This is a genomic window from Castellaniella denitrificans, assembly GCF_027214045.1.
Taxonomy (GTDB): domain Bacteria; phylum Pseudomonadota; class Gammaproteobacteria; order Burkholderiales; family Burkholderiaceae_B; genus Castellaniella; species Castellaniella denitrificans_A.
The window spans coordinates 92,264-117,998 of sequence record NZ_JAPWHE010000005.1 but is presented as its reverse complement, the minus strand read 5'-3'; the positions used below and the strand labels follow the sequence as shown (position 1 = coordinate 117,998).

The 25,735-nt window shown below is 65.2% G+C and carries 30 protein-coding genes; 8 read left to right on the top strand and 22 right to left on the bottom strand.

Annotated features, from left to right (window positions below; all coding sequences use genetic code 11):
* Positions 1-317 precede the first annotated feature (317 nt).
* The 4 genes from ehuB to ehuA are packed head-to-tail and all read left to right on the top strand — an operon-like array spanning position 318 to position 3,382.
* The gene (gene ehuB, locus O4H32_RS08980; RefSeq protein WP_269358406.1) at positions 318-1,190 is read left to right on the top strand and encodes an ectoine/hydroxyectoine ABC transporter substrate-binding protein EhuB; all 873 of its coding nucleotides are present in this window, start codon (positions 318-320) and stop codon (positions 1,188-1,190) included.
* 7 nt (positions 1,191-1,197) lie between these two features.
* Positions 1,198-1,869 carry an ectoine/hydroxyectoine ABC transporter permease subunit EhuC gene (gene ehuC, locus O4H32_RS08975; RefSeq protein ID WP_269358404.1) on the top strand — a complete coding sequence of 224 codons (672 nt, stop codon included), beginning with the start codon at positions 1,198-1,200 and terminating at the stop codon, positions 1,867-1,869.
* Positions 1,870-2,562: an ectoine/hydroxyectoine ABC transporter permease subunit EhuD gene (ehuD, locus tag O4H32_RS08970; protein WP_269358402.1), complete on the top strand. Its 693-nt coding sequence runs from the start codon at positions 1,870-1,872 to the stop codon at positions 2,560-2,562.
* 7 nt (positions 2,563-2,569) lie between these two features.
* Entirely contained in the window at positions 2,570-3,382 is an 813-nt protein-coding gene (gene ehuA / locus O4H32_RS08965) for an ectoine/hydroxyectoine ABC transporter ATP-binding protein EhuA (protein WP_269358400.1), read from the top strand.
* 258 nt (positions 3,383-3,640) lie between these two features.
* Here the strand turns inward: ehuA and thpD are convergent, their stop codons facing one another.
* From thpD to O4H32_RS08930, 7 genes are all read right to left on the bottom strand, one after another.
* A complete protein-coding gene (gene thpD / locus O4H32_RS08960) occupies positions 3,641-4,543 on the bottom strand; it encodes an ectoine hydroxylase (RefSeq protein ID WP_269358398.1) in 903 nt (300 codons plus the stop codon).
* A 22-nt stretch (positions 4,544-4,565) separates the two neighbouring features.
* Positions 4,566-4,961: an ectoine synthase gene (locus tag O4H32_RS08955; protein WP_269358396.1), complete on the bottom strand. Its 396-nt coding sequence runs from the start codon at positions 4,959-4,961 to the stop codon at positions 4,566-4,568.
* Entirely contained in the window at positions 4,958-6,265 is a 1,308-nt protein-coding gene (gene ectB, locus O4H32_RS08950; protein ID WP_269358580.1) for a diaminobutyrate--2-oxoglutarate transaminase, read from the bottom strand. The genes O4H32_RS08955 and ectB overlap by 4 nt, the downstream gene beginning before the upstream one ends.
* A 20-nt stretch (positions 6,266-6,285) precedes the next feature.
* Positions 6,286-6,822: a diaminobutyrate acetyltransferase gene (gene ectA / locus O4H32_RS08945; protein ID WP_269358394.1), complete on the bottom strand. Its 537-nt coding sequence runs from the start codon at positions 6,820-6,822 to the stop codon at positions 6,286-6,288.
* Complete coding sequence (locus tag O4H32_RS08940) at positions 6,819-7,355, bottom strand: MarR family winged helix-turn-helix transcriptional regulator (protein ID WP_269358392.1); 537 nt, start codon at positions 7,353-7,355, stop codon at positions 6,819-6,821. Before O4H32_RS08940 ends, ectA begins: the two co-directional genes overlap by 4 nt.
* A gap of 136 nt (positions 7,356-7,491) precedes the next feature.
* Positions 7,492-8,898 (bottom strand): copper-containing nitrite reductase, encoded by a 1,407-nt coding sequence (gene nirK / locus O4H32_RS08935; protein ID WP_269358390.1) that lies wholly within the window; start codon positions 8,896-8,898, stop codon positions 7,492-7,494.
* Between the two features lie 135 nt (positions 8,899-9,033).
* Positions 9,034-9,258 carry a hypothetical protein gene (locus tag O4H32_RS08930; RefSeq protein ID WP_269358388.1) on the bottom strand — a complete coding sequence of 75 codons (225 nt, stop codon included), beginning with the start codon at positions 9,256-9,258 and terminating at the stop codon, positions 9,034-9,036.
* On the opposite strand from O4H32_RS08930, the gene O4H32_RS08925 reads away from it, so the two are divergent.
* Positions 9,257-9,934 (top strand): helix-turn-helix domain-containing protein, encoded by a 678-nt coding sequence (locus O4H32_RS08925; protein ID WP_269358386.1) that lies wholly within the window; start codon positions 9,257-9,259, stop codon positions 9,932-9,934. The two genes, O4H32_RS08930 and O4H32_RS08925, sit on opposite strands and share 2 nt — an antisense overlap.
* Before the next feature lie 60 nt (positions 9,935-9,994).
* On the opposite strand, the gene O4H32_RS08920 is transcribed toward O4H32_RS08925, so the two are convergent.
* From O4H32_RS08920 to O4H32_RS08880, 9 genes are all read right to left on the bottom strand, one after another.
* Entirely contained in the window at positions 9,995-10,228 is a 234-nt protein-coding gene (locus O4H32_RS08920; protein ID WP_407932641.1) for a hypothetical protein, read from the bottom strand.
* 47 nt (positions 10,229-10,275) lie between these two features.
* Positions 10,276-10,500: a hypothetical protein gene (locus tag O4H32_RS08915; RefSeq protein ID WP_269358382.1), complete on the bottom strand. Its 225-nt coding sequence runs from the start codon at positions 10,498-10,500 to the stop codon at positions 10,276-10,278.
* Positions 10,501-10,519: 19 nt separating this feature from the next.
* Positions 10,520-12,025, bottom strand: coding sequence for a cytochrome c oxidase accessory protein CcoG (gene ccoG / locus O4H32_RS08910; protein ID WP_269358381.1), 1,506 nt, complete (start codon positions 12,023-12,025; stop codon positions 10,520-10,522).
* Positions 12,026-12,041: 16 nt separating this feature from the next.
* A complete protein-coding gene (gene ccoP, locus O4H32_RS08905) occupies positions 12,042-12,944 on the bottom strand; it encodes a cytochrome-c oxidase, cbb3-type subunit III (RefSeq protein ID WP_269358379.1) in 903 nt (300 codons plus the stop codon).
* Positions 12,937-13,113 carry a cbb3-type cytochrome oxidase subunit 3 gene (locus O4H32_RS08900; protein ID WP_269358378.1) on the bottom strand — a complete coding sequence of 59 codons (177 nt, stop codon included), beginning with the start codon at positions 13,111-13,113 and terminating at the stop codon, positions 12,937-12,939. The genes ccoP and O4H32_RS08900 overlap by 8 nt, the downstream gene beginning before the upstream one ends.
* A 1-nt stretch (position 13,114) precedes the next feature.
* Positions 13,115-13,771 carry a cytochrome-c oxidase, cbb3-type subunit II gene (gene ccoO / locus O4H32_RS08895; protein ID WP_269358376.1) on the bottom strand — a complete coding sequence of 219 codons (657 nt, stop codon included), beginning with the start codon at positions 13,769-13,771 and terminating at the stop codon, positions 13,115-13,117.
* 10 nt (positions 13,772-13,781) lie between these two features.
* Positions 13,782-15,263, bottom strand: coding sequence for a cytochrome-c oxidase, cbb3-type subunit I (gene ccoN / locus O4H32_RS08890; RefSeq protein WP_269358374.1), 1,482 nt, complete (start codon positions 15,261-15,263; stop codon positions 13,782-13,784).
* An 87-nt stretch (positions 15,264-15,350) separates the two neighbouring features.
* Positions 15,351-15,512, bottom strand: a complete 162-nt coding sequence (gene ccoS / locus O4H32_RS08885) for a cbb3-type cytochrome oxidase assembly protein CcoS (RefSeq protein ID WP_269358372.1) — start codon at positions 15,510-15,512, stop codon at positions 15,351-15,353.
* A gap of 8 nt (positions 15,513-15,520) precedes the next feature.
* A complete protein-coding gene (locus O4H32_RS08880) occupies positions 15,521-16,435 on the bottom strand; it encodes a P-type ATPase actuator domain-containing protein (protein ID WP_407932637.1) in 915 nt (304 codons plus the stop codon).
* 178 nt (positions 16,436-16,613) lie between these two features.
* Here O4H32_RS08880 and O4H32_RS08875 point away from each other — a divergent pair, with 178 nt between their 5' ends.
* Both O4H32_RS08875 and O4H32_RS08870 read left to right on the top strand, forming a co-directional pair.
* Positions 16,614-17,117: a MarR family winged helix-turn-helix transcriptional regulator gene (locus O4H32_RS08875; RefSeq protein ID WP_269358369.1), complete on the top strand. Its 504-nt coding sequence runs from the start codon at positions 16,614-16,616 to the stop codon at positions 17,115-17,117.
* 1 nt (position 17,118) lies between these two features.
* Positions 17,119-18,255, top strand: coding sequence for an FUSC family protein (locus O4H32_RS08870; protein WP_269358367.1), 1,137 nt, complete (start codon positions 17,119-17,121; stop codon positions 18,253-18,255).
* A 423-nt stretch (positions 18,256-18,678) separates the two neighbouring features.
* On the opposite strand, the gene aceA is transcribed toward O4H32_RS08870, so the two are convergent.
* Entirely contained in the window at positions 18,679-19,998 is a 1,320-nt protein-coding gene (gene aceA / locus O4H32_RS08865) for an isocitrate lyase (protein WP_269358365.1), read from the bottom strand.
* 276 nt (positions 19,999-20,274) lie between these two features.
* Between aceA and queF the strand changes: the two genes are divergently transcribed.
* On the top strand, positions 20,275-21,105 hold the full coding sequence (gene queF / locus O4H32_RS08860; RefSeq protein ID WP_269358363.1) for an NADPH-dependent 7-cyano-7-deazaguanine reductase QueF: 831 nt from the start codon (positions 20,275-20,277) through the stop codon (positions 21,103-21,105).
* An 11-nt stretch (positions 21,106-21,116) separates the two neighbouring features.
* On the opposite strand, the gene pgsA is transcribed toward queF, so the two are convergent.
* The 5 genes from pgsA to orn form a co-directional block, all read right to left on the bottom strand.
* Complete coding sequence (pgsA, locus tag O4H32_RS08855) at positions 21,117-21,686, bottom strand: CDP-diacylglycerol--glycerol-3-phosphate 3-phosphatidyltransferase (protein WP_269358360.1); 570 nt, start codon at positions 21,684-21,686, stop codon at positions 21,117-21,119.
* 108 nt (positions 21,687-21,794) lie between these two features.
* On the bottom strand, positions 21,795-23,618 hold the full coding sequence (gene uvrC / locus O4H32_RS08850; RefSeq protein WP_269358359.1) for an excinuclease ABC subunit UvrC: 1,824 nt from the start codon (positions 23,616-23,618) through the stop codon (positions 21,795-21,797).
* Entirely contained in the window at positions 23,581-24,657 is a 1,077-nt protein-coding gene (gene nagZ, locus O4H32_RS08845; RefSeq protein ID WP_269358357.1) for a beta-N-acetylhexosaminidase, read from the bottom strand. The genes uvrC and nagZ overlap by 38 nt, the downstream gene beginning before the upstream one ends.
* Complete coding sequence (gene acpS, locus O4H32_RS08840; RefSeq protein WP_269358355.1) at positions 24,654-25,091, bottom strand: holo-ACP synthase; 438 nt, start codon at positions 25,089-25,091, stop codon at positions 24,654-24,656. The genes nagZ and acpS overlap by 4 nt, the downstream gene beginning before the upstream one ends.
* Positions 25,092-25,157: 66 nt before the next feature.
* Positions 25,158-25,703: an oligoribonuclease gene (gene orn / locus O4H32_RS08835; protein ID WP_269358353.1), complete on the bottom strand. Its 546-nt coding sequence runs from the start codon at positions 25,701-25,703 to the stop codon at positions 25,158-25,160.
* Positions 25,704-25,735 lie beyond the last annotated feature (32 nt).

Sequence of the window (25,735 nt, the reverse complement as noted above, 5' to 3'; positions counted from 1 at the left end):
GCCCGCCCCTTCGAGGCAAGAAAGTTGCTCCACCCGAACCCGGACGACTTTCCGCACCTGGAAGATTTTCCACGCTTCTCAAGCCTTTCCCATGCGGTGCGCGCGTTCCGCAGAGAATTGACGGGTGAATCCTAGCACGCCACCCCTCCAATGCGGCAAGAAAATTGCGCTATCGACTCCCGAAGGATTTTCCGTACCCGCACATCCTTTCCCACCCGGCGATAAGATTCCACATGAATTGATTAGTACACAAATCATTCTATAATGCATATTTCGCCTAGAGATCATTTCATACATATATATCCAGGAGGGCTCTCATGAAAACCGCACTCAAGCAATCCGCACTGACTCCCCGGCTGCTGGCCGCAGCCGCCTGTGTCCTGGGTCTGGGCGCCGCCGCGCAGGCCGCCGATCTCGACGCCATCCGCGACCGCGGCACGCTGCGGGTGGCCGTCGCCAATGAAATCCCCTACGGCTACATGGATCTGAAGGGCGAGGCCAAGGGTGTCGGCCCGGACGTGGCCAAGCACATCGCGAAAGCCCTGGGGATTGGCAAAATCGAGTGGACCACGACGGCGTTCGGCTCCCTGATCCCGGGCCTCCAGGCCGATCGCTACGACATGGTCGCCGCGGAAATGGCCATCCTGCCGCAGCGCTGCAAGCAGGTGCTCTATTCCGAGCCGAACAGTTCCTACGGCGAGGGACTGCTGGTCGCCAAGGGCAATCCGAAGAACCTGCACGGCTACGAAAGCTTCGCCAATTCGGGTGGCAAGATCGCCATCATGGCCGGCGCCGACCAGTTGGAAATCCTCCAGGCCCTGAAAGTCCCCGCCGACCGGATCGTCACCATCGCCAACAATGCGGACGCGATCTCCACTGTGACCACCGGACGCGCGGACGGCTACGCCGCCACCAGCCTGACGGTCGGCGAACTGGCCGCCAAGAGCAAGGGCAAGACCGAGGTCGCCAGCGATTTCAAGGACCCCGTGGTGGACGGCCAGGCGGTCCGCAGCTGGGGCGGTTTCGCTTTCTCGAAGGATTCCGGCGCGCTGCGTGACGCCGTGAACAAGGAACTGGCGAAGTTCAAGAAGACCGACGACTGGAAGAAGATCATGAGCGGCTACGGCTTCTCCGCCGAGGACGCCTCGCAATCCTTCGAGCGCTCTACGGCGCAGCTCTGCGCCGGCTGAGCGCCGCATGGACTGGCTGTCCTACCTGAACCCCCTGATGGAGGGCGCCTGGGTCACGATCCGGCTGGCCCTGTATTCCACCCTCCTGGGGGCGGTGTTTTCCTTTTTGTTCGGTATCGGCCGCCTGTCGCGGTCCCTGCCCTGCCGCTGGACTTCCATCGCCTTGATCGAAGTCTTCCGGGGTACGTCATTGCTGGTCCAGCTCTTCTGGCTGTTTTTCGCCCTGCCGGTGCTGGGACAGGCCCTGGGCATGGACCTGCGCCTGCCGCCGGTCGTGGCGGGCACGCTGGCCCTGAGCCTGAACATCGGCGCCTATGGCGCCGAAGTCGTGCGCGGCGCGATCCAGGCCGTGCCCCGCAGCCAGCACGAAGCAGCCAAGGCGCTGGACTTCACACCGCGCCAGACGATGTGGCGCATCGCCATCCCTCAAGCCATCCCGGAGATGATGCCCAGCTTCTGCAACCTGGCCGTGCAGAATCTGAAGGACACGGCCCTGGTGTCGCTGATCGGCCTGGGCGACCTGGCTTTCCAGGCGGAACGCGTGCGCAACTTCACCCAGGACAGCGTCGGGGTCTACACCCTGCTGCTGCTGATGTATTTCGGCATGGCACTGGTCTTGGCCGGCCTGATGCGACTCCTGGAAACCCATGTCGGGCGCTGGCGCGCCAGGGGGGTCTGAATGCTGTTCGGCATCGAATGGAACACCGCCAACGACTGGGTATTCGCCTGGTCGATCCTGCCTATCCTGCTGCGCGGCCTGGTCGTCACGATCGAGGCCACCTTGCTGGGCTTCGTGGTCGGCGCCGCGCTGGGCCTGGTGCTGGCGGCCCTGAAGAGCGTGCGCATCCGGCTGATCTCCTGGCCCGCCCGGGTATTCACGGAATTCCTGCGCGACACGCCCCTGCTGGTGCAACTGTTCTTCCTGTACTACGTGCTGCCGGAATACGGCCTGGTGCTGCCCGCTTTCCTGACGGGGGCGCTGGCGCTGGGCGTGCAATACAGTGCCTATATGTCCGAGGTCTACCGCGCCGGGCTGGAATCGATCACCCGGGGCCAGACCGAGGCCGCGCGCGCCCTGGACATCTCGCCACTGCGCACATTCACGGTGATCATCCTGCCCCAGGCGATCCCCCGCATCGTCCCGGCCCTGGGCAACTACCTGGTGTCCATCATGAAGGACGTGCCCGTGCTGTCGGTGGTGTCCATCCTGGAAATGCTCAACGTCGCGCGCATCATCGGCGACCGCAGCTTCAACTACATGGTGCCGCTGACCCTGGTGGGCGCGCTGTACCTGATCCTGACCCTGATCGCCTCCGCCGGCGTGCGCATCCTGGACGAACGCTTGCCCAAACGCGGCATTCCGCTGCATTGAACGAACAATGAACGATATTTCGAACCCTCCCGATCCGGCCTCCCCCATCATCGTCATGGATCAGGTCGTCAAGCGATTCGGCGACGCGACCGTGCTCGATCACCTGGATTTCCAGGTGGCCAAGGGCGAGAAAGTCACGATCATCGGCCCCTCGGGTTCGGGCAAATCCACGGTCCTGCGCATCCTGATGACGCTGGAGACCATCGACGAAGGCCTGATCCACGTGGCCGGCAAACCTCTATGGCACGAATACCGCGACGGCCGGCCCGTGCCCGCCAGCGAGTCCCACCTGCGCGCCATGCGCAAGGAAATGGGCATGGTGTTCCAGCAGTTCAATCTGTTTCCCCATATGACGGTGCGGCGCAACGTCACCGAATCGCCCGTCCATGTGCTGGGTCTGTCCAAAGCCGAGGCCGACCGCCGCGCCCATGAATACCTGGACCTCGTCGGCATGATCGATCATGCCGACAAGTTCCCGAGCCAATTGTCCGGCGGACAGCAACAACGCGTGGCCATCGCGCGCGCGCTGGCCATGCGTCCGAACATCATGCTGTTCGACGAACCGACCTCGGCCCTGGACCCGGAGCTGGTCGGCGAAGTGCTGACCGTCATCCGCCGCCTGTCCGAGGAACACGACCTGACCATGTTGCTGGTGACCCACGAAATGGAATTCGCCCGCCAGATCTCGGACCGGGTGTGCTTCTTCGACAAGGGTGTGGTGGTGGAACAGGCGCCGCCCGAGATCATGTTCACCGAGCCGCGCGAAGACCGCACCCGGGAATTCCTGAAGACTTTCATCGACACCCGCCAGGGTGGATGAGGCTGGACACTGGACAGTCCCCTGCGGACTGTCCGGTGCCTGACGAATCCGAGCGGCGTACAAGCCGCGAGGTGGGCGAGGCTGGACACTGGACAGTCCCCTGCGGACTGTCCGGTGCCTGACGAATCCGAGCGGCGTACAAGCCGCGAGGTGGGCGAGGCTGGACACTGGACAGTCCCCTGCGGACTGTCCGGTGCCTGACGAATCCGAGCGGCGTACAAGCCGCGAGGTGGACGAACTGCCGCCGCCCGGAAAACGTTAGGCGGCTACCCGCAATGGCGTCAGCGGCTCGGCCGAACGCCGCGCCGCGATATGCTCAGGCCTGGGCTTCATGCCATGGAACGGCGCCTCCAGGCGATTTTCCACGCTGTTGTAGACCATGAAGACATTGCTGCGCGGCCAGGGCGACAGGTTGCCGCCCGAACTGTGCAGCGTGTTGCAGTCAAAGAAGACCACCGAGCCTGCCGGCGCCGTGATCGCGCGCAACCCGCCCTTTTCGGCCAACAGGCGCAGGCTGACCGGGTCGGGCACACCCACTTCCTGGCGGCGCAGCGAAGTCCGGTAATGATCCTCGGGCGTCTCGCCCACGCAAGCCACGAACTGCCGGTGCGAACCCGGGATCAGCGTGAGCGGCCCATTGAAGGCGGTGTTGTCCGTCAACAGCACCGAGCAGCTCAGCGCACGCATGGCCGGCATGCCATCCTCCACATGCCAGGTCTCGAAGTCGGAATGCCAATAGAACTCCTTGCCATCGAGCGCGGGTTTCATGTTCACCCGTGACTGATGAATGTAGACCTCGGACCCCAGGATCTGGCGCGCCACATCCAGCAGCCTGGGATCACGCGGCAGCTCGGCCATCAGCCGCCCCAGTTCGTGAACCCGGAAGATCGATCGCAGGGCCTTGCCGCCCGGCTCGCGGATGACTTCCTCGCCTTCGCGCACCGCCGGATCGTGCTCCAGCGCCAGCGCCTCGCGGCGCAATGCCTCGACCTCGTCGGCATCGAGCACGCCAGGCAGCACCAGGAAGCCATCCTGTTCGTAGGCCCGCAATTGCGCCTCATCCAGCGCATCGGCATAACGGCCCTCGTCGTACACCACGGGATCGCCACGCGCGATCAGCGCCGCGTCCCGCCCCGTCCGTGATACGTAAAAATCCTTCATCTTTTCATCGACTCCCAATCAATCAGGCGGCGGCGTCCGCCTCCGGATAGACGCCTGAGGCATCATGGACCTCGCGGCCCGTCAACGGAGGGTTGAACACGCAGATCACCCGCAACGGCCGCTCACCGCCGCGCAGCCAATGCTCGTCATGCTGGTCCAGCGCGTAGACCACGCCGGGGCCCAAGGCGTATTTCCGGCCGTCGGCGATGGTCTCGATCTCGCCGTCCCCCTCGATGCACCACACGGCTTCCAGGTGATTGCGGTAATGGATGTGCGTCTCGGTGCCCGGAAAGATCACGGTCTCATGAAAAGAAAACCCCATGCCGTCCCGGGACAGCAGCACCCGGCGGCTGGTCCAGTTCTCCGTGATGATTTCCTGGTCGGTCCCGATCACGTCTTCGACGTTGCGCACGATCATCGTTCACCTCCCGCAACCTTCAGCGCCCGGGGACGGAGTCCCTCGCCGGCCAGCACCTCGCCCACGCTGCGCTCGATGATTTCCAGCCCACGCTGCAACTGCTCGCGAGAAATGGTCAGGGCGGGCAGCACCTTGAGCACTTCGTCGTGCGCCCCGGAGGTTTCGATCACCACGCCTTGCTCGAAGGCGCGGCGCGCGATCCGGCCTGCCAGGCCATCGCCCACCGGCGCGACCAGCCCCTGGATCAATCCACGTCCACGCACGCCCAGTCCCGCGTTCCGGCAACTGTGCGCCAGGTTTTCCAGCCAATCGCGCACCAGGCGCTCCTTGGCGGCGACCTCCTCGCTCAGCGCCGCGTCGGCCCAGTAGGTCTCCAGCGCCTGGGCCGCAGTGACGAACGCCAGGTTGTTGCCGCGGAAAGTGCCACTGTGCGCGCCGGGTTCCCAGACGTCGAGCTCTCGGCGCAACAGCACCAGCGACATGGGCAGTCCGAAGCCCGACAGGGACTTCGACAGCGTGACGATGTCCGGCGTGATCCCCGCCGTCTCGAAACTGAAGAAGCCGCCCGTGCGTCCGCAACCGACCTGGATGTCATCGACGATCAGCAGCATGTCGTGGCGCCTGCACAGACGCTCCAGTTCGCGCAGCCAGCGCTGCGAAGCCACATTCACCCCGCCTTCGCCCTGGACCGTCTCGACGATCACCGCCGCCGGGTGGTCCAGGCCGCTGCTGGGATCGTCCAGCATGCGCTCCAGGTAGGCCATGGTGTTCACGTCCGGGCCGAAATAGCCGTCATAGGGCATGAAGCTGATGTTGCCCAGCGCCACGCCGGCGGCCTTGCGGAATTTCCTGTTGGCCGTGGCCGCCAGCGAGCCGCCGGACACGCCATGGAAGCCGTGCGTGAAGGAAATCACATTCTGACGGCCCTTGACCTGACGCGCGAGCTTCAACGCCGCCTCGACCGCATTGGTGCCCGTTGGGCCGGTGAACTGCAGCACGTAATCCAGGCCGCGCGGTTCGAGCACCAGCCGGCTCATCGTCTGCATGAAATATTTTTTGGCGCTGGTGGCCATATCCAGGCCATGGGTCACGCCGTCGGACTCCAGATACGCCATCATGCGCTCGCGCAGGATCGGATTGTTGTGCCCATAGTTCAGCGTGCCCGCGCCGCTGAAGAAATCGAGATAGCCGCGACCGTCCTCGTCAAACAGCTCCGAGCCCCGCGCCTTGCTGAAAATGACTGGAAACGACCGGACGTAGCCTCTGACCTCCGACTCCATCCGGTCGAAAATTTTCAAGTCCATGGGTTCCTCCTTTTCATCGTTCATGGAATCCGGTCCGCGTCCGGGGCCGGCGGTGTGAACGGGCCGATGCGCAGTAGCGGCTCGGCCTCGTGAGCGTCCGCGCCGAACAGCGCGGCGTCGAACAGCGCCGTTTCACCCAGCGGAGCGCCCAATCGGGCGGCCAGCCGGGAAAACAACGCGCGGGAGGCCCGGTTCCCGGGCCCTACCGTCGTCTCGATCCAGTGCGCCGGATGCCGCGCGCAGCGCGACAACAGGCCCAACAACATGTCCAGGCCCAACCCCCGGCCGCGCGCCCGCGGGTCGACCGCCACTTGCCAGACGAACAGCGTGTCGTCCCGGCCCGGGGGGCGGTAGCCCGTCACCATGCCCAGCAGGCCCTCGTCGTCCTCGGCCAGGATGCAGGTGTCGGGGAAATGCTCGGTCAGGAGCAGATAGAGGTAGACGGAATTCAGATCCAGCGGCGGACAGCGCGCCACGAGATCCCGCAGCGCCGGCCCGTCCGCTCGATCCGGCGGGCGCAGCCGCGCCCGGCGGTCCGGCGGCAAGCGAGCCGTCAAACCACCAGCCCGGATTCGGGCGCCACGCCGCCCACCGGGACGTCCAGCATGGGCGACTGGGGGTCGACCGCCGGGACCAGCCCGGCGCCGGACTCGATCAGATCCACCACGCGCTCCAGCGACAGGGTGATGGTGGCCTGCTCCAGTTCCGGCAGCGCCTTCAACGCCTCGGCAAGCTTCTGCTGCAGGAGCGACGGAGTATCCCGCGCCAGATCGCGGCCGGCGTCGGTGGCGCTGACGAACACGATCCGACGGTCCGCGCGACCGCGCTCGCGCACGATCAAGCCCTTGTCTTCCAGACGATCGAGGATGCCGACGACCGTGCTGGCACTGACGTGGACCTCGCGGCTGATGGCCGTGGCCGTCATCGGTCCCTTCTCGATCACAGTCCGCAAGCAGACCAGTTGAGGGCCGGTGATGTGGCTGCAGGCGGACAATTGCCGGGAATGCAGGGCGACGGCCCGGGTGATGCGGCGCACGGCCCGCAGGATCCGCAGGTCGTATGCCTGCTGCGCATCCGTCTGGGTAGTCATGACGGTGATATGTCCTCTAGAATTAATTTCTATTGAAATGATAAGCCCATGAATAATCAGGGTCAAGGCAAAAAAACGCCCCGATCCATGTCGGGGCGTTTGCGAGAGACGGAATCAGGCGGCGTCCGATCCCCGTTCAGTGTCCCGAATGCGGGTCGACCGGCTCGTCGCTGTGGAAGATCGCCGGGTCTTCCTTGCCCTTGACGGTCAGGAAGCCCGCCAGCCCCTTTTCCACCCGCGACAGGGCGTGGTCCACCAACAGGTAGCGGCCCGGATAGTCGGTCTTGAACTCCACCATCGTGGCCCCGCCCGGGGGCACCAGCGTGGTCTGCACATCGGTCAGCGGCTTGCTGGTCAGCGAGGCCTGATCGTAGACGCGGTCGAAGACCTCGCCGATGACGTGGAAGCTGGAAGTCAGGTTCGGACCGCCCACGCCGAAGAAGATCCGTACTGTATCCCCGACCCGGGATTCCATATGGTAGATCTTGGTCAGCGCGTCCATGGAACCATTGAACATCATGTGCTCGGGGTTTTCCGCCAGCAGTTTTTCCAGCGAGAATTCCTGCAGACCGCTGCCACCGTGAGCCTGAGCGGTATAGAGTTCGCCCTGCATGACGTAGAACTCGCGGTCCACCTTGGGCAGGCCGCCTTCGGGCTCGACCAGGATCATGCCGTACATGCCGTTGGTGATGTGCTGGGCCACCATCGGCGTGGCGCAATGGTAGACGAACAGGCCCGGGTGCTGCGCCTTGAAGGAAAAGGATTTGGTCTGGCCTGGCGGCACCTGGGTCACGGCGGCCCCGCCGCCCGGTCCGGTGACCGCGTGGAAGTCCACCGAGTGGATGTGTGTGCTGTCCTTGGCGTTGGACACGTTGACCGTGACCGTGTCGCCGACCCGCACCCGGATGAACGGCCCCGGCACCTTGTTGTTGAAGGTCCAGAACCGGTAGGTGCTGTTGTCGCCGAGGCGGCCCTCGACCTCGGTGGTCAGCAGATCCACCGTCACCATCTGAGGCCCCCGCTTGCCCACCGGAGTCCCGACGATGGACGGATCGTGCGCGATCTGCGGCGCCTCGATTCTGGCCTCCTGGGAAGGCTCACCGACGACCAGCTTGCCGACCATGCCCGCCGCTTTGTGGCCCGGCAGGGTGCACAGGTACTCGTAAGTGCCGTTTTTCGATGCCCTGAACACGATGGCCGTGGCCGCGTTCTTGCCCGAGATCTGGTCCGAATGCGCATGGAAATCCGGCACCGCGATGTCGTGGGTGGCGCCGTCGCCGTTGATCAGATTGATCTGGACCACGGCCCCTTCGGGCACCTTCAGGTCCGGGTTGACCGCGTCGGCGATCGCACCGCGATCGCCGATGAACACCAGCTTGCCGCCGGAGATCGACGTGCGCAACGTGAAGGTGACGTCCGGCTTGTAGGTCACCGTCTGGTCCGTGCCCGGCGCGCCGGCGTGTTCGGCCCAGGCCGCGCCGGCCAGACCGAGGCTGGCCGCGCACAGCAAGGCGCCTCCCAGCAATCGATCGAAAAACCTCATGATTTCCCCTTCCTGTTTATTTGACGACGAAATATTTCTTGCTTCGATGATGGAGGTTGATAATTTCTATGTCAACCTGGTTCACGGCAACACCCCCGGAAGGGGCGCAAGATTCTCAGGAACAGCCGACAAACCTCAAGTTTCACGACCGAATTCCGGGAAATGAATAGTGCAGACCCCAAATGTCCCGGCAAAGAACTTATAATCCCTCATGAGATCAGGGGCCTTTCCCTGAAACTCTTTTTTTTTGGTAGGTTCCATTTTGCTGGCTGACCCTCCATCTTCCGGGCCGATCCGAAGGGCCAACGCTCCCCGGCGCATTTCCGTCGCGCCCGAGTCGACGCGTTGTTCCACCTGCATGCTGAATGCCATCTGCCTGCCGTTGGGCATGACGCGACAGGACGTGGTCAAGATGGATGAACTGATCAAGGAACGCTTCCGCCTGTCCAAGGGCGGCACGCTGTATCGCCAGGGGGATGCCGCCGACGCCGTCTACGGCCTGCGGTCCGGATCGCTCAAGACCCAGATCGAGGACGCCAACGGCCAGGTCCAGATTACCGGTTTCCTGCTGCCCGGCGAGGTCCTGGGCCTGGACGGATTGATGAACGATCAGCAGGTCTCCCATGTCATCGCCCTGGAAGACTCCGAGGTCTGCATCATCCGGCTGGACGAAATGGATCGGCTGGCGCCCCAGTTGCCTTCGCTGCAACGCCAGTTGCGCCGCCTGATGAGCAAGGAAATCAGCCGTTCACACCAGTTGTTGCTGGCGCTGGGCAGCCTGCGCTCGGAACAGCGCCTGGCGGCCTTCCTGCTGAACCTGTCCCAGCGCCTGCAGGTGCTGGGCTACTCGCCCTATGAATTCATCCTGCGCATGAGCCGCGAGGAAATCGGCAATTTCCTGGGGCTGACCCTGGAGACCGTCAGCCGGCTGTTCTCGCGCTTCGCCCGCGAGGGACTGATCCGCGTCCAGCAGCGCGAAGTCCACATCCTGGACATGGCCGGCCTGCAGGCATTGTCCGGCACGGACTGCAGCTAGGCCCTTTTTACCGCCGGTCCGCCCCAAGATAAAAAGCGTTCCCTCTCGGGGGCCTTTGCCTTATTCCACCGGATCGCCGAATTCGTCGAGTTCGACCCCGCGCGGCGCGATGCGCAGCGTCAGCGCGCTGGACAGGGCCGCCATGATCCAGAAAATGAAGAAGCCCACGGTGTACACCGTGATGCGGCCCGCCTGCAGATGTCCCAGGAACACGACATCGAGGGGGTCGACGAGCGCGAACACGACCGCGCTCGCAGCGCCCGCCATGAGGAAGGACGGCCACAGGATCCACATCAGATTGCGTGCGTGCAAAGCCTGTCTCCCATAGGTGAACAGTGAATTCAACGCTGCGCCGCCGAAGCCGCGGGCGCGGTGACGACCAGACCCTGCCGGGCCCCTCCGTCGATGATAGCCTGATCTCCGTAGGACTGGAATGCCAGCACGATGGTGATGGCGCAGCCGACCACCGCCAGGGCGGGGCCCAGGATCAGCAGCCAGGGCCAGCGGTGCCGCCACCAGGGCAACCCCTCGGACAGCGCTTCGGTTTCACGGGTTCTCGATGTCATGACGTTTTCTCCTCGTGACTCAATTCGGCACATAGAAACTGGATTGTTCGATCACCGTGGCGGCCTCACCGGAATCCCGCGTGCCGGTCGTCTCGAACTGGATGTCGTAGAGGCCCGGCTTGAGACCGTCGGCCGGCGCGCGCAGCACCACCGGGACCAGCCGGTTGGCCGAGCCCTCCACCCGCACACTGGAAACGCCCTGGTCGGCGGTCAGCAGGACCAGGCCCGGCACCCCCGTGGCGCGCAGGTCGAGATCGACCGGGCTTTCGTCGGAATTGATGATTTGCAGCCGGTAGACGTTCTCGATCAGGCCCCCGGCGACCTCGCGGCCCAACGCGCCCCGGTCGCGGATCACGTCCACCCGCAGCGTCGTGCGCGTCGCCAGTGAGAACACGAACGCAATGGCGATGGCCCCCAGCAAGGCCGAATAGGCCAGCACGCGGGGGCGCAGCATGCGGCGACGCACCTGCGGCTGGGTCAGCCGTTCGGTGATGGCGTTGCCCGACGTGTAGCGGATCAGGCCGCGCTCGTAGCCCATCTTGTCCATCACCGTGTCGCAGGCGTCGACGCAGGCCCCGCAGCCAATGCACATGTATTGCAGGCCATCGCGGATATCGATGCCGGTCGGACAGACCTGCACGCACAGGCTGCAGTCCACGCAGTCGCCCATGCCGGCTTCCTTGTGATCGATCTTGCGCGAGCGCCCGCCGCGCGGCTCGCCGCGCACGTGATCGTAGGTCACGACGAAGGTGTCATCGTCCACCATCACGCTCTGGAAGCGTGCATAGGGGCACATGTACTTGCAGACGGCCTCGCGCATGAACCCGGCATTGCCCCAGGTGGCGAAGGCGTAGAACAACATCCAGAACCACTGCCAGGGGCCGAGGTCGAAAGCCACCAGGTGCGCGCCCAGTTCGCGGATCGGCGCGAAATAGCCGATGAAGGTATAGCCTGTCCACAGGGCCAGGACCACCCACAGGAAATGCTTGGTGGCCTTGATGCGCAGTTTGCGGGCGTTCCAGGGCTGCTCGTCCAGGCGGATGCGGGCCAGACGGTCGCCCTCGACCCTGGCCTCGATCCACATGAACAGTTCGGTATAGACCGTCTGCGGACAGGCGTAGCCGCAGAACAGGCGCCCCGCCATGGCCGTGAACAGGAACAAGGCGAAAGCCGACAGCACCAGCAGCACCGTCAGGTAGATCACATCCTGAGGCCACAGCACCATGCCGAACAGGTAGAACTTGCGCGCGCCCAGGTCGAACAACACGGCCTGGCGACCGCTCCATTCGACCCAGGGCAGGCCGTAGAAGACCAACTGGGTCAGAAACACCATCAGCACGCGGATGCGCGCGAAATTCCCCTGGACGGACCGGGGATAGATCTTGGAGCGGACCTCGGCCAGCGCCTTCTCGACCTGGGGCGAAGTCCCGCCCCCCGAGCCCTTGCGTATCCTGCGCACGGGCTGCCAGGCCGGGTCGTCGCGCGGCGTCTGCGCTGCGGCCTGCTGGGGGGGTTCCTTCTGCATGGCGTCCTCTGTCCTGTTAGCGGTTGGACCGACCCCAGACCCAGGCCGTCAGCAGGCGGATCTGCTCGGGCGTCAGGTGCTGTTTCTGGGCGGGCATCTGGTTGTCGCGGCCTTTCAGGATGGTCTCGACGATGGTGGCCTCGGAGCTGCCATACAGCCAGACATCGTCGGTCAGGTTGGGCGCGCCCAGGGCCTGGTTGCCCTTGCCGTCGATACCGTGGCAGGCGACGCAGTAGGTCTCGAACCCGCGTTTGCCGGCATTGATGCGCAGCGGATCGTGGGCCAGCCCGGACAGGGAGCGGACGTACTGTGCGATGGCCGAGGCCTCGTCGGGCTTGATCGCCGCGCCCCAGGCGGGCATCACGCCGTGACGGCCTTCCGTGATGGTCTGCTGGATCTGTTCCGGCGACCCGCCATACAGCCAGGCGCCCGCGGTCAGATTGGGAAAGCCGCGGCCGCCCTTGGCGTCCGAGCCGTGGCACTGGGCACAGTTGTTCAGGAACAACCGTTGGCCGATGTCCTGGGCCTGTTCATCGCGCGCGATGTCCGGAATGGGCATGTCGCGGAAACGCTCGTACACGGGCTGGATGCGCGCGTTGAACGCGTCCTGCTCCTGCAGGACCTGCTGTCCGGCCGTGAAGCCGAGCGTGCCCTTCCAGCTGCCCAGCCCCGGATACAGCACCAGGTAGCCCAGCGCGAAAATGCACAGCCCCAGGTACATCACCGTCCACCAGCGCGGCACGGGATTGTTCAGTTCGGTCAGGTCGCCGTCCCAGACGTGGCCGGTGTCCTCGACCTGCTCCACGTCGCGCTTGAGCCAGGCGCGCTGGGAAAACAGCAGATACACGCACCAGACGATCCCGCCCAGGGCGATGACCGCGATGTAGTAGCTCCAGAAACTGCTGACGAAATCACTCATTTGATTCCCCGGTGTTCTTGTCGTTCTGATATTCCTCGGGCAGGGCGAAAGGCAGCATCGCGGCCTGGCGATTGGCCTCGGCACGATGTGTCGACCAGGCCCACCACACGATGCCGGCAAACGTCACTATCGCCAGCACAGTCATGATCCCGTTGATGAGGCCGAGCATGTCAGCGTCCCCCGTCGATCATCGATTGCTGCGCGGCGGCGCGGCCGCCCACGCCCAGGCCCTGCAGGTAGGCCACGACCGCGTCTTCCTCGGTCTTGCCCTTGAGCTGTTCGGGCGCGGCGGCGATTTCCTCGTCCGTGTAGGGCACGCCCAGCGTGCGCAGGACCCTCATGCGCGCCTGGACGTCGGCACCCTCGACCGTGTTCTTCTGCAGCCAGGGGTAGGCCGGCATGTTGGATTCCTTGACCACGTTGCGCGGATTGCGCAGATGGATGCGGTGCCATTCGTCGGAATACCGCTGGCCGACGCGCGCCAGATCCGGACCCGTGCGCTTGGAACCCCACAGGAAGGGATGATCGTAGACGGACTCCGAGGCGATCGAGTAAGGACCATAGCGCTGGACCTCGGACTGCAGCTTGCGGATCTGCTGGGAATGGCAGCCCACACAGCCCTCGCGGATATAGACGTCGCGCCCCACCAGCCGCAGAGCCTCGTAGGGCTTGACGCCCTCGACCGCCGTGGTGGTGGAATGCTGGAAGAACAGCGGAATGATCTGCACCAGGCCGGAGAACGACACCACCAGGATGCTGAATACGATCAGCAGGCCGACATTGCGTTCCAACATTTCATGGGAAAAGCGTTTCTTGGTACCAGACATGGTCAACTCCTTAGGCCGATGCCGGCACAGCGGATTGGGGAATGGCACGGGCGTCCGGACTGTCCAGGGGCACCACCGGATTGACCCGGGGCTGGCCGCGCACCGTCAGCCAGGTGTTCCAGGCCATCAGGCCCATGCCCGTCAGGAAGAACAGGCCGCCGATCATGCGGATGACGTAGAACGGGTAAGTGGACTTCACGGCCTCGACGAAGCTGTAGGTCAGCATGCCGTCCTCGCCCGTGGCGCGCCACATCAGGCCCTGCATCACGCCTGCGATCCACATCGAGGCGATATACAGCACCACCCCCAGCGTCGCCAGCCAGAAGTGCAGATTGATGAAGTCCGGGCGTGCCATGCTGTCGCGGCCATAGAGACGCGGGATCAGGTAGTACATCGAACCGAAAGTGATCATCGCCACCCAGCCCAGGGCCCCGGAGTGCACATGGCCGATCGTCCAGTCGGTATAGTGCGACAGCGCGTTGACCGTGCGGATGGACATCATGGAGCCTTCGAAGGTCGACATGCCGTAGAACGACAGCGCCACCACCAGGAACTTCAGGATCGGATCGGTGCGCAGTTTGTGCCAGGCGCCCGAGACGGTCATGATGCCGTTGATCATGCCGCCCCAGGACGGCGCCAGCAGGATCAGCGAGAACGCCATGCCCAGCGACTGGGTCCAGTCGGGCAGCGAGGTGTACAGCAGATGGTGCGGACCGGCCCACATGTAGGTGAAGGCCAGCGCCCAGAAGTGCACGATCGACAGGCGATAGGAATAGATCGGACGGTCCGCCTGCTTGGGGACGAAGTAGTACATCATGCCCAGGAAGCTGGTCGTCAGGAAGAAGCCCACGGCATTATGCCCATACCACCACTGCACCATGGCGTCCTGCACCCCCGCGTAGGCGGAATAGGATTTCCACAACGACACCGGCAGTGCCAGGTTGTTGAAGATGTGCAGGATGGCGATCGTCAGGATGTAGGATCCGAAGAACCAGTTCGCCACGTAGATGTGCCGGACGCGGCGCTTGGCGATGGTGCCGAAGAACACGATGGCGTAGGCCACCCAGACCAGGGTGATCAGGATGTCGATCGGCCATTCGAGCTCGGCGTACTCCTTGGACGAGGTATAACCCAGAGGCAATGTGATCACGGCTCCGACCAGCACGGCCTGCCAGCCCCAGAAAGTGAAGGCAGCGAGCTTGTCGGAGAACAGACGGACCTGACAGGTGCGCTGCACGACGTAATAGGAAGTGGCGAACAAGGCACTGCCGCCGAAGGCGAAAATCACCCCGTTGGTGTGCAGCGGCCGCAGGCGCCCGTAGCTGAGCCACGGAATGTTGAAGTTCAGTTCCGGCCAGATCAATTGCGATGCGATCAGCACGCCGACAGCCATGCCCACCACGCCCCAGAAAATCGTGGCGATGGTGAACTGTCTGACGACGCCGTAATTGAAGGTTTCGGCCGGTGCCCCGGCTGTACCGGTCGTGCCCATAAACATTCCCCTCAGAACAAGGTTAAGACGTGAATTTTTGAAAAGCTGAATAATCCCTTACCCGCCCCGAAACAGCCTTGATATAGGTCAATGTGCCCCGGGGTGGGCCTGATCGTCATCGTCCAGGATGGCGGTGGCCGCATCCCGGGTGTCGTCGAACTGGCCGGCGAAGATCGCCCACCAGAACGCCGCGCCGATCCCCAGGACGAACAGCAGGGAAATCGGCAAAAGCAGAAACAGTGCATCCATGGCCGGCCTCAGACAGGCTGGGCGGCCGCCTGGCGCCCCCCCGCCCCGCCGTCCACCGGGCGCGTCAGGCGCCAGGCGTTGGCCGCGACGGCCAGGGACGAGAGCAACATGGTGATGGCCGCCACCCAGGGCTGCACCCAGCCGCAGGCCGCCAAGGGGGCCATCAGCAAGTGCCAGGCCAGGGATCCATGAAGGTTCTGGCGCGCGACGCGCCGCATGGCGCGATCCAGCGCCGCCGGGTCGCGCACTCCGTCCGCGCCCGCGCGCAGCCGCGCCGCGTGGCGGGCCGCCAGGGCGGACGGCACCGACATGGACATGGCGCAGGGACAGCTCATGACCAGCAGGGCCACTGTCACGGCGACCGCATGATCCGGCTGAACATTCCACCAATACAGGCCGACCACGGCGGCCAGCAGGATCTGGAGGCAGACGAACCAGAAGGCCAGCCGGTCGGCGGACCGCAGCAATTCGACATCCCGGCTTTCGTGGGGCTGGCCGCTGACGGCCTGGCGGGCGCAGGTTTCCAGGAAACGGGCCGTCAGCAGAAAGGCCACGAACATGGATACCGAATCGAAATAGACTTCCCCCGCGTTGCGCCAGGTGGCGACGACGCTGGGCACGAACGCGGCGAGGATGCCCAGCGCGACCGGCACGTCCATGCCGACGCGCCGGCGCGACAGGGCGCGGCAGGCGCCGCGCCAGACCGGCCAGGCGCAGTACAGGACCAGCGGGACGCACAGGACCAGACTGAGCCAGTTCATCAGCACGATGGCCTGCTCCAGGGATTGCTGGGCGTCGGGCGCGCGCGCGCCGTGGCGCAGATAGCCTGGGAAAGCCAGCATCATGACCTGCATCATCACCAGCCAGGCCAGGCCCGTGCGGGCGAGCATGTGCCGCCGGGCGCGGCGCATGGCATCGGTCATGTTCGGCGGAGGCGTGAAAAGGGAGGATGCGCGCATAGGGTGAACTATAGCCATGAGACCACCCATTCCCCTTGATGCAGATCAAAACCAATACCCGCCCCGGGCCGGGCCTCTGCTGATGGCGCCATTTTTCGCACGCCCATATAATTTGATTTGCAAATCAAATTATATGGCTCCCATGCACCAGAAACCGACCCAGGCTTCGTCGTCCGACCCGCGCGCGCGCTTCGGCATCCGTTTTTCTCTGCTCGCCCGGCGCTGGCGCCAAAGGCTCGACGCGCACCTCGCGCAGACCGGGCTCACCGATGCGACCTGGGCGCCGCTGATTCATCTGGACGAAACGGGCGGCGGAATCAGCCAGACCAACCTGGCGCGACGGGTCGGCGTCGATGGTTCCAGCCTGGTCCGTGTGCTCGACATCCTCGAACGCCAGGGCCTGATCGAGCGGCGGCGCTGCGAAACCGACGGACGCGCCAGGCTGGTCAGCCTCACGCCCGAAGGTGAACGCCGGGTGGCCCGCATCCGCCACGAGCTCGGCAAGGGCGAAAGAACGCTCCTGGCCGGCCTGTCCGACCAGGATCTTGCCGGTGTGCTGGCCTGTTTCGACCGCATCGAACAGCGGATCGAAGCGCTCGAAGAAACGCCGCCCATGACGACGCACCGCCATCCGGAGACCCGCTGACATGGACGATGTCCGGACGATGAATGATCCGGCGCATGCCGCCCTGCCCACGCGCCGGCGCGACGCGGTGCGCCACCTGCTGCACACACACCGCTTCCGGGAAAGCTTCCGGCTGGGCACGCCGCCCCCGGTGCGCAATTCGGCACTCGCGGGCCTGCAGGCGGCGCTCGCCACCGCGCTCTGCGTGCCACTGTTCCTGTGCTCGCCATGGGCGCATCTGGTGGGTTTTGCCTCGCTGGGCGCGTTGGTGGCGCTGTTCGGGCGCTTCGCGCCGCGACGCAGCCGCACGGGGATCGTGCTGCAATGCGCGTTCTGGCAGACCTTCGCGGTCTTCGCCATGTCGGCGACCGCCTGGCTGGGCTGGCCGCCAGCGGCCCAACTGGTTCTGCTGGCCGCATCCTGCGGCTTCTACCTGCTGATCTGCTTCCGGCACCGGTTCGGCGCGCCCGGTCCGCTGATCTTCATTTTCGCGGTCGGTGCCGCGATGACGGACACGCTGGACCTGGCGCAGGTCGTCGAACGCACGCTGGCCACCGCCATCGCCGCCCTGGCCGCCTGGCTGATCTGCGTAGCCAGCGAGGCCCTGCGCCGCCCGCCGACGCCGGACCTGCCCTTCCCGCAAGACCCGGAGCGGTCCCTGGGCGAACTGGGCTTCATGGCGGCACGCGCCGCGATCGCCGCGCTCGTCGTCGTCTTCGCAAGCCACGCCCTGGGCCTAGCCCATCCGGCCTGGGCGGCGATGGGAGCCGTCGCCGTCATGCAGGGCAGCCACCTCCACATCAGCATGCACCGTGCCCTGCAACGCATGGCCGGCACGATGGCGGGCGCGTCGTTGGCATGGCTGCTGCTCGCCCAGCAGCCCTCGGTCTGGCCGATTCTGGCCATGCTCGCGCTGCTGCAGATCCTCACCGAAATCGTCATCGGCCTGAACTACGGGCTCGGGCAGGTGCTCGTCACGCCCATGGCGCTGTTGATGACGCACCTGGCCGCACCCGCCGCCGACGCGTCCCTCGCGCCAGAGCGGGTGGCCGACACCCTGCTGGGCGCCCTGATCGGCATCGTGATCGCCGTGGCGCTCTCCACACTGGAAGACCGGCGGCAGCTTGCGCATCACCATCGGTCGCGCCTGTCCGGCTGAAAGCCCGCCCCTAAACACGGACGAAAAAAACGGGAAGGCGCGAGCCTTCCCGAAAGCACACCGAGGGGGACTTCCTCCCTATCTGCCAGACCAGCGGCTGTCGCGGGATGTCTCTCGGTTTGAAACATTCCCCCACGTCGCGGCTTGCACGCCGCGAAGTGGACCGCTTCTCCGCCTCGCCCACGTCGCGGCTTGCACGCCGCGAAGTGGACCGCTTCTCCGCCTCGCCCACGTCGCGGCTTGCACGCCGCGAAGTGGACCGCTTCTCCGCCTCGCCCACGTCGCGGCTTGCACGCCGCGAAGTGGACCGCTTCTCCGCCTCGCCCACGTCGCGGCTTGCACGCCGCTCCGACTCGTCTGGCAGCCGACAGTCCTCAAGGGACTGTCGGCTGTCCCGCCTCGTCCTCTCTCACTCTGTCGTGATCAGGCCGCCTGGGTCTCGTGCGCCTGGTCGAACTGGGCTTCCTCGGTCGAGCCGGTCAGCGCCGTGGTGGACGACTGGCCGCCCTCGATGGTCTGGGTCACGGCGTCGAAATAGCCCACCCCGACCTCGCGCTGGTGCTTGACGGCGGTGAAGCCCTTGTCCGCAGCGGCGAATTCCTTCTGCTGCAGTTCCACGAAGGCGCTCATCTGCGTGCGGGCATAGCCATGGGCCAGTTCGAACATGCTGTAGTTCAGGGCATGGAAGCCGGCCAGCGTGATGAACTGGAACTTGTAGCCCATGGCGCCCAGCTCGCGCTGGAACTTGGCCACCGTCGCGTCGTCCAGATTCTTCTTCCAGTTGAATGAGGGCGAGCAGTTGTAGGCCAGCATCTTGCCAGGGAACTGGCGGTGGATCGCCTCGGCGAACTTGCGCGCATATTCCAGGTTGGGGGTGGAGGTCTCGCACCAGATCAGATCGGCGTAAGGCGCGTAGGCCAAACCGCGGGCGATCGCCTGCTCCAGGCCGGCGCGGGTACGGTAGAAGCCTTCCACAGTACGCTCGCCAGTGACGAAGGGCGCGTCGTTCTCGTCAATGTTGCTGGTCAACAAGTCGGCGGCCTCGGCGTCGGTGCGCGCCACCAGCAAGGTCGGCACGTTCAGCACATCGGCCGCTAGGCGGGCCGACACCAGCTTGGCCACAGCCTCACGGGTGGGCACCAGCACCTTGCCGCCCATGTGGCCGCATTTCTTCACGGAAGCCAGCTGGTCCTCGAAGTGCACGCCGGCGGCCCCCGCCTCGATCATGGACTTCATCAGCTCGAAGGCGTTGAGCACACCGCCGAAACCGGCCTCGGCATCGGCCACGATCGGGGCGAAATAATCGACGTAGCCGGCGTCGCCCGGATTCTTGCCTTCCATCCACTGGATCTGGTCGCAACGCGTCAGGGTATTGTTGATGCGCTTGACCACGCTGGGCACGGAATTGGCCGGGTACAGCGACTGGTCGGGGTACATTTCACCGGCGATGTTGGCATCGCCCGCCACTTGCCAGCCAGACAGGTAGATGGCCTTCAGGCCGGCCTTCACCTGCTGCATGGCCTGGTTGCCGGTGAGCGCGCCCAGCGCGTTGACGAAGTCTTCCGTGTGCAGCAGATCCCACAGCCGCTCGGCGCCGCGACGTGCCAGGGTGTGCTCCACCACCACGGAGCCGCGCAGCCGCACCACTTCGTCGGCGCCGTAGCCCCGCTTGATGCCTTGCCAGCGGGCGTCCTCGGCCCAGCTGCGTTGAAGGTTGCGCACTTCGGTTTCGCGGGAAGTCATGATGGTGCTCCTGAAAGAAGAAAAAACCGGTCATCGATGAAAGACAGTCTACGCCGATGATGCATCGCACACATGACTTCTATCTTATATAAGACAGAAAATTTTTATTATTAAAATCAATTAATTGGTATATATATTCCATGTTATGAAATCAAATTTCTGACCATGAAAATGCTCGGCATGCGGTGCAACATTTATTTTTCATATCGTGGAATGAAAATGCCATCATATGAAATCTTGCGTCGGGCTTGTTGATCGCGGCAGTAAAATGAGCGCATGAATCCCGATGCCCTTTCCGCCAGCCCGCTGGGACGCGCCACCCCGGGCCCGACGCGTTACGACCCGGCCTTGCTGTTTCCGATCGCCCGCGCCGAGACGCGCGCCGGGCTGGACCTGCCCCAGGCGGCCCATGGCGCCGATATCTGGAACGCCTACGAACTGTCCTGGCTGAACGCCAAAGGCAAGCCGGTCGTGGCGATCGGCCGCTTCACCGTGCCCATGGACAGTCCCAGCCTGATCGAATCCAAGTCGCTCAAGCTCTATCTGAACAGCTACAACGAGGAACGCTTCGACTATGCGGACATCGTCCGCCAACGCCTGCACACGGACCTGTCCCGCGCTTGCGGCAAGCCCGTGCACGTGGAAATCCTGTCGGTGCGGCCGGCCTTCGAACTGAGTTGTGCGCCGCTGCGCGGCACCTCCATCGACGACCAGGACCTGGATTTCGAACCCGGCCAGACACCGAGTCCCGACCGCCTGGTCCTGTCGGAGCCCGCGCCGTTCGTGCGCGAGATCCTGGTATCCGAACTGCTGAAATCAAATTGCCCGGTCACCGGGCAACCGGACTGGGCCAGCCTGCAGATCCGCTACGCGGGCCCGCGCATCGACCACGCCGGGCTGCTGCGCTACGTCGTGTCGTTGCGCCGGCACCAGGAATTCCACGAACTGTGCGTGGAAAAGATCTACGGGGAAATCATGGCGCGCTGCGCGCCGGAGGAACTGCTGGTCTACGCGCGCTACACCCGGCGCGGCGGGCTGGATATCAATCCCTGGCGGGCGAATTTCCAGCCCACCGACATCGGACAGGTACGGACGCTGCGGCAGTAGGACCGCGACGTTCATGCCCGGTCGCGGATCTCCGGCCAGGCCTTTTTCAGGTAGTAGCACATCGACCAGACCGTGAGGATGGCCGCGACGATGATCAGGATTTCGCCCACGATGCGGGTGGAGAGGCCTTCCAGGGGCTGCCAGTACAACAGGCAGGGAATGGCGACCATCTGCGCGGCGGTCTTGAATTTGCCCAATCGGTGCACGGCCACGCTGCTGCTGGCGCCGATCTTCGCCATCCATTCGCGCAAGGCGGAAATGGTCAGTTCACGACCGATGATGACCAAGGCGATCAGCAGATCGACGCGTCCCAGATTCAGCAGGATCAACAACGCCGCCACCACCATCAGTTTGTCTGCGACGGGGTCCAGGAAGGCGCCGAAGGCGGAAGTCTGGTTCCAGCGCCGCGCCAGCCAGCCATCGAGCCAGTCGGTGACGGCGGCCACGATGAAGGCGATGGCCGCCGCGCAATCGCGCCAGCCCGACGCGGTCCAGGCATCGGGCAGATAGTACAGGCCCACGATCAGGGGGATCATGGCGATGCGCAGCCAGGTCAGGGCGATGGGGATATTGAGCGGCATGATAAACGTAATACTACCGCAAGGAACCGCCCGCCGCCCGCGCATCCGGCCCATCCCCGCGTCACGGCCGCGCACCGGCCTCCGAGAGAGGGCGGGTCGCGGGCGCCCCTATCTCAGGGCATGGTAGATGCGCTCGGCCAGCGCCTCCGAAATGCCCTCGACGCTGCGCAATTCGTCGATGCTGGCATCCACCACACCGGTGAAACCGCCGAAGCGCGCCAGCAGATTCTGGCGCCGCTGCTTGCCCACACCCTCGATGTCTTCCAGACGCGAGATGTTGCGGGCCTTGGCCCGCCGGGCGCGCATGCCGGTGATGGCAAAGCGGTGGGCCTCGTCGCGGATCTGCGCCACCAGCATCAGGGCGGCGGATTCGACCCCCAGCGCCACCGAAGGCCGGCCGTCGACGAAAACCAGGGTCTCCAGGCCGACCTTGCGGTGGTCGCCTTTCTTCACGCCGACGATGCGGCTGACGTCCAGCCCCAGCTCGACGAAAACCTGGCGCGCGACACCAACCTGGCCCTCGCCGCCGTCGATCAGCACCACATCGGGCATTTCCGCCTCGCCGTCGGCCACCCGCGCGTAGCGCCGCGTCAGCGCCTGACGCATGGCGGCGTAGTCGTCGCCCGGCTCGATGCCGGCGATGTTGAAGCGCCGGTACAACGAGGACTGCATGGCATGATGGCGGTACACCACACAGGACGCCTGGGTGGCTTCGCCCGCCGTGTGACTGATGTCGAAACACTCGATATGCAGGGCGTCGAGCGACTCATCATCGGTATCCAGGTCCAGTTCCACGGCCAGCGCCCGCGTGCGCGCCTCGCGCGCGCTGGACTCGGACAGGCGCTGCGCCAGCGCCATCCGGGCGTTGCGCTGCGCCTGTTCCAGCCAGGCGCGGCGCGCGCCCTGGGGACGGGTCAACACGCGGATGCGATGGCCATGCTGTTCGGCCAGCAGCGGCGCCAGATCGGGATCGGACAGGGGGTGGGAGCACACCAGCACGGGAGGAGCCGGGTTGTCGGCGTAGTGCTGGGCCACGAAGGCGCTCAACACGTCCCCGGCGGACTCGTCCTGCGCCTGGGTGGGGAACAGGGGCTTGTCGCCCAGATGCCGACCGGCCCGCACCATCGCCAGATTGACGCACACCCGGCCACCCGCCTGTTCCACCACGATGATGTCGACACTGTCGTCGCCCACCTGTTCCATGGTCTGCTGCTGCAGGACTTTGGCCAGCGCACGCATCTGGTCGCGCAGCGCGGCGGCCTGCTCGAAATCCTGTTGCCCGGCAGCGGCGGTCATGCGCCGCTCGATGTCCTCCAGCACCTCGCTCGCCCGACCCTCCAGGAAGCGGATGGCGCGCTCGACATCGGCCTTGTAGTCCTCCAGCGGGATCAGGTTCACGCAGGGCGCCGAGCAACGGCCGATCTGGTGCAGCAGGCACGGGCGCGTGCGGTGGGCGTAGACGCTGTCCTCGCAAGTGCGCAGGCGAAAGACTTTCTGCAGGATCTGGATGGTCTCGCGCACCGCCCAGGAGTTGGGATAGGGGCCGAAAAACCGGCCCGGGCCGTGCGTGCTGCCCCGGTAGTACACAATGCGCGGGGCCTCGTGCGCGGTGATGTGCAGATAGGGGTAGGACTTGTCGTCCCTGAACAGAATGTTGTAGCGGGGCTTGAGGCGCTTGATCAGGTTGTTTTCCAGGATCAGGGCCTCGGCCTCGGTGCGTGTGACCGTAATCTCGGTGCGCGCCACGCGCGCCAGCATGTGCTCGATGCGCGGGCCGTGGCCGGACTTCTGGAAATACGAACTGACGCGCCGCTTCAGGTCGCGCGCCTTGCCGACGTACAGAACCTCGCCCTGTTCGTCGATGTGGCGATAGACTCCCGGCAGATGCGGCAGGTCAGACAGAAAGGTTTTCAGATCGAAGGCTTCGGGCACGGAGATATCTCGGATCGGACAGCAGCCCCGTCCAGTCGGGCGCGGGCAGGGACGGCATCAGCCGCCGGATGCGGCGCACGGCCTGGGGATCCAGGGGACGGTCCGCCAGCGATGCCAGCAGCTCATCGGCCAGGTCGGGGCGATTGCAGACCAGCACCATGTCGCAGCCCGCGTCCAGCGCGGCCAGCGCCCGGGCACGGATGTCGCCGGCCACGCTCGCGCCTTCCATGGTGAGGTCGTCCGAGAACACCACGCCGTCGTACTCGAACTGGCCGCGCAGGATGTCGGTGACCCAGCGGCGCGAGAATCCCGCCGGCTCGGGCGCCACCTGGGGATAGATGACATGGGCCGGCATGACGGCCGGCAACGCCAGGTCGCCCAGCCAGCGGTACGGCGCCGCGTCCGCGTCCAGGATCTCGTCCAGCGGCCGCTCGTCCACGGGAATCGCCAGATGGGAATCGGCCGCCACCGCGCCATGGCCTGGGAAATGCTTGCCGCAGGCCGCCATACCCGCCTGGGACAGCCCCTGGACCAGCGCGCGGGCCAGCAGGGCTACGGCGGCCGGATCCTCGTGCAGCGCCCGGTTGCCGATCACCTGGCTGACCCCGTAATCCAGGTCCAGCACCGGCGTGAAGCTGAAATCCACGCCGCAGGCCCGCAATTCGCTGGCCAGCACGAAGCCGGTCTCGGTGGCCGCATGCAGGGCGGCCTGGGGATCGCGGTCGTACCACTGGCCGAAGACCCGCATCGCCGGCAGCGGAGTAAAGCCGTCGGTGCGGAAACGCTGCACCCGGCCGCCTTCATGGTCCACGGCGATCAGCAGGGGTTCGTCGCGCACGCTGTGGATCGCGTCGCACAGGGCGGCGAGCTGGGCCCGAGCGGAGAAATTGCGCGCGAACAGGATCACGCCCCCGACCAGGGGATGGCGCAAACGGGTGCGCTCGACGTCGGTCAGTTCCAATCCGGCCACATCGACCATAACGGGTCCCGGAGGCATGGCGGCGCGGCCGCCCGAATGCGTATTCTGTGACAAGGTCATGCGATATCTTCCTTGGAGTGCGGCCCGGGGGGCAGCGCCTCGATCACGACGAAGGCCGCCACCATGTCGGTCTCATCGGTCATGGACACGTGCGCCTGGCCGAAGCGGACCGCGTACCAGTCGGCCAGAGGGCCGGACAGGCGGATTTCGGGGGCGCCACCGGGGCGGTTCAGGATCTGCGCCCGCGACCAGGTCATGGGCATGTGGATGCCCAGTCCGATGGCCTTGGAAAAAGCCTCCTTGGCCGCGAAACGGGTCGCCAGGTAAAGGATGCCCCGGCGCGGGTCGCGCGCCTGGCGGCGCTGGTGCACGACCTGCTCTTCAGGCCCCAGGATGCGGCGGACGAAACGGTCGCCATGCCGCGCGTGGATGCGCTCGATGCGCTCGACCCGCAGCAGGTCGGTGCCGATACCGGCGATGGCTCCTGTGGACACGAAGGACTCCGAAGAAACAGCGAGGGCGAAGCGCGCCCGGGGCCGCGTCGGACGGCCCGGCGCGGGTCACAAGCGGATGAAATGTTCCCGGTAGTGCTTGAGCTCGTCGATCGATTCCTGGATGTCGGCCAGGGCCTCGTGCTTGCTGGCCTTGACGAAGCTGCGGTAGACCTCGGGTTTCCAGCGCAGGGACAGTTCTTTCAGCGTGCTGACATCCAGATTGCGGTAATGGAAGTAGGCTTCCAGCCTGGGCATGTATTTCACCATGAAGCGGCGGTCCTGGCCGATGGTGTTGCCGCACATCGGCGACTTGCCGGCCGGCACCAGCGGCGCCAGGAAAGCCAGCAGGACGTCTTCGGCCGCGGATTCGGTCAGAGTCGAGGCCTTGACCTTGTCGATCAGGCCGCTCTTGCCGTGGGTGGACTGGTTCCATTTGTCCATGCCGTCCAGCACGGCGTCGTCCTGGTGGATCACCAGGACCGGCGCCTGCGCCACCGGCGTCAGGTCGGGTTCGGTCACGACCATGGCGATTTCCAGGATGCGCTCTTTTTCGGGGTCCAGGCCCGACATTTCCATGTCCAGCCAGATCAGGCGCTGATCGTTTGCGGCCATATCCTATAATCCTTTGCTTGCAAAGCACCGAT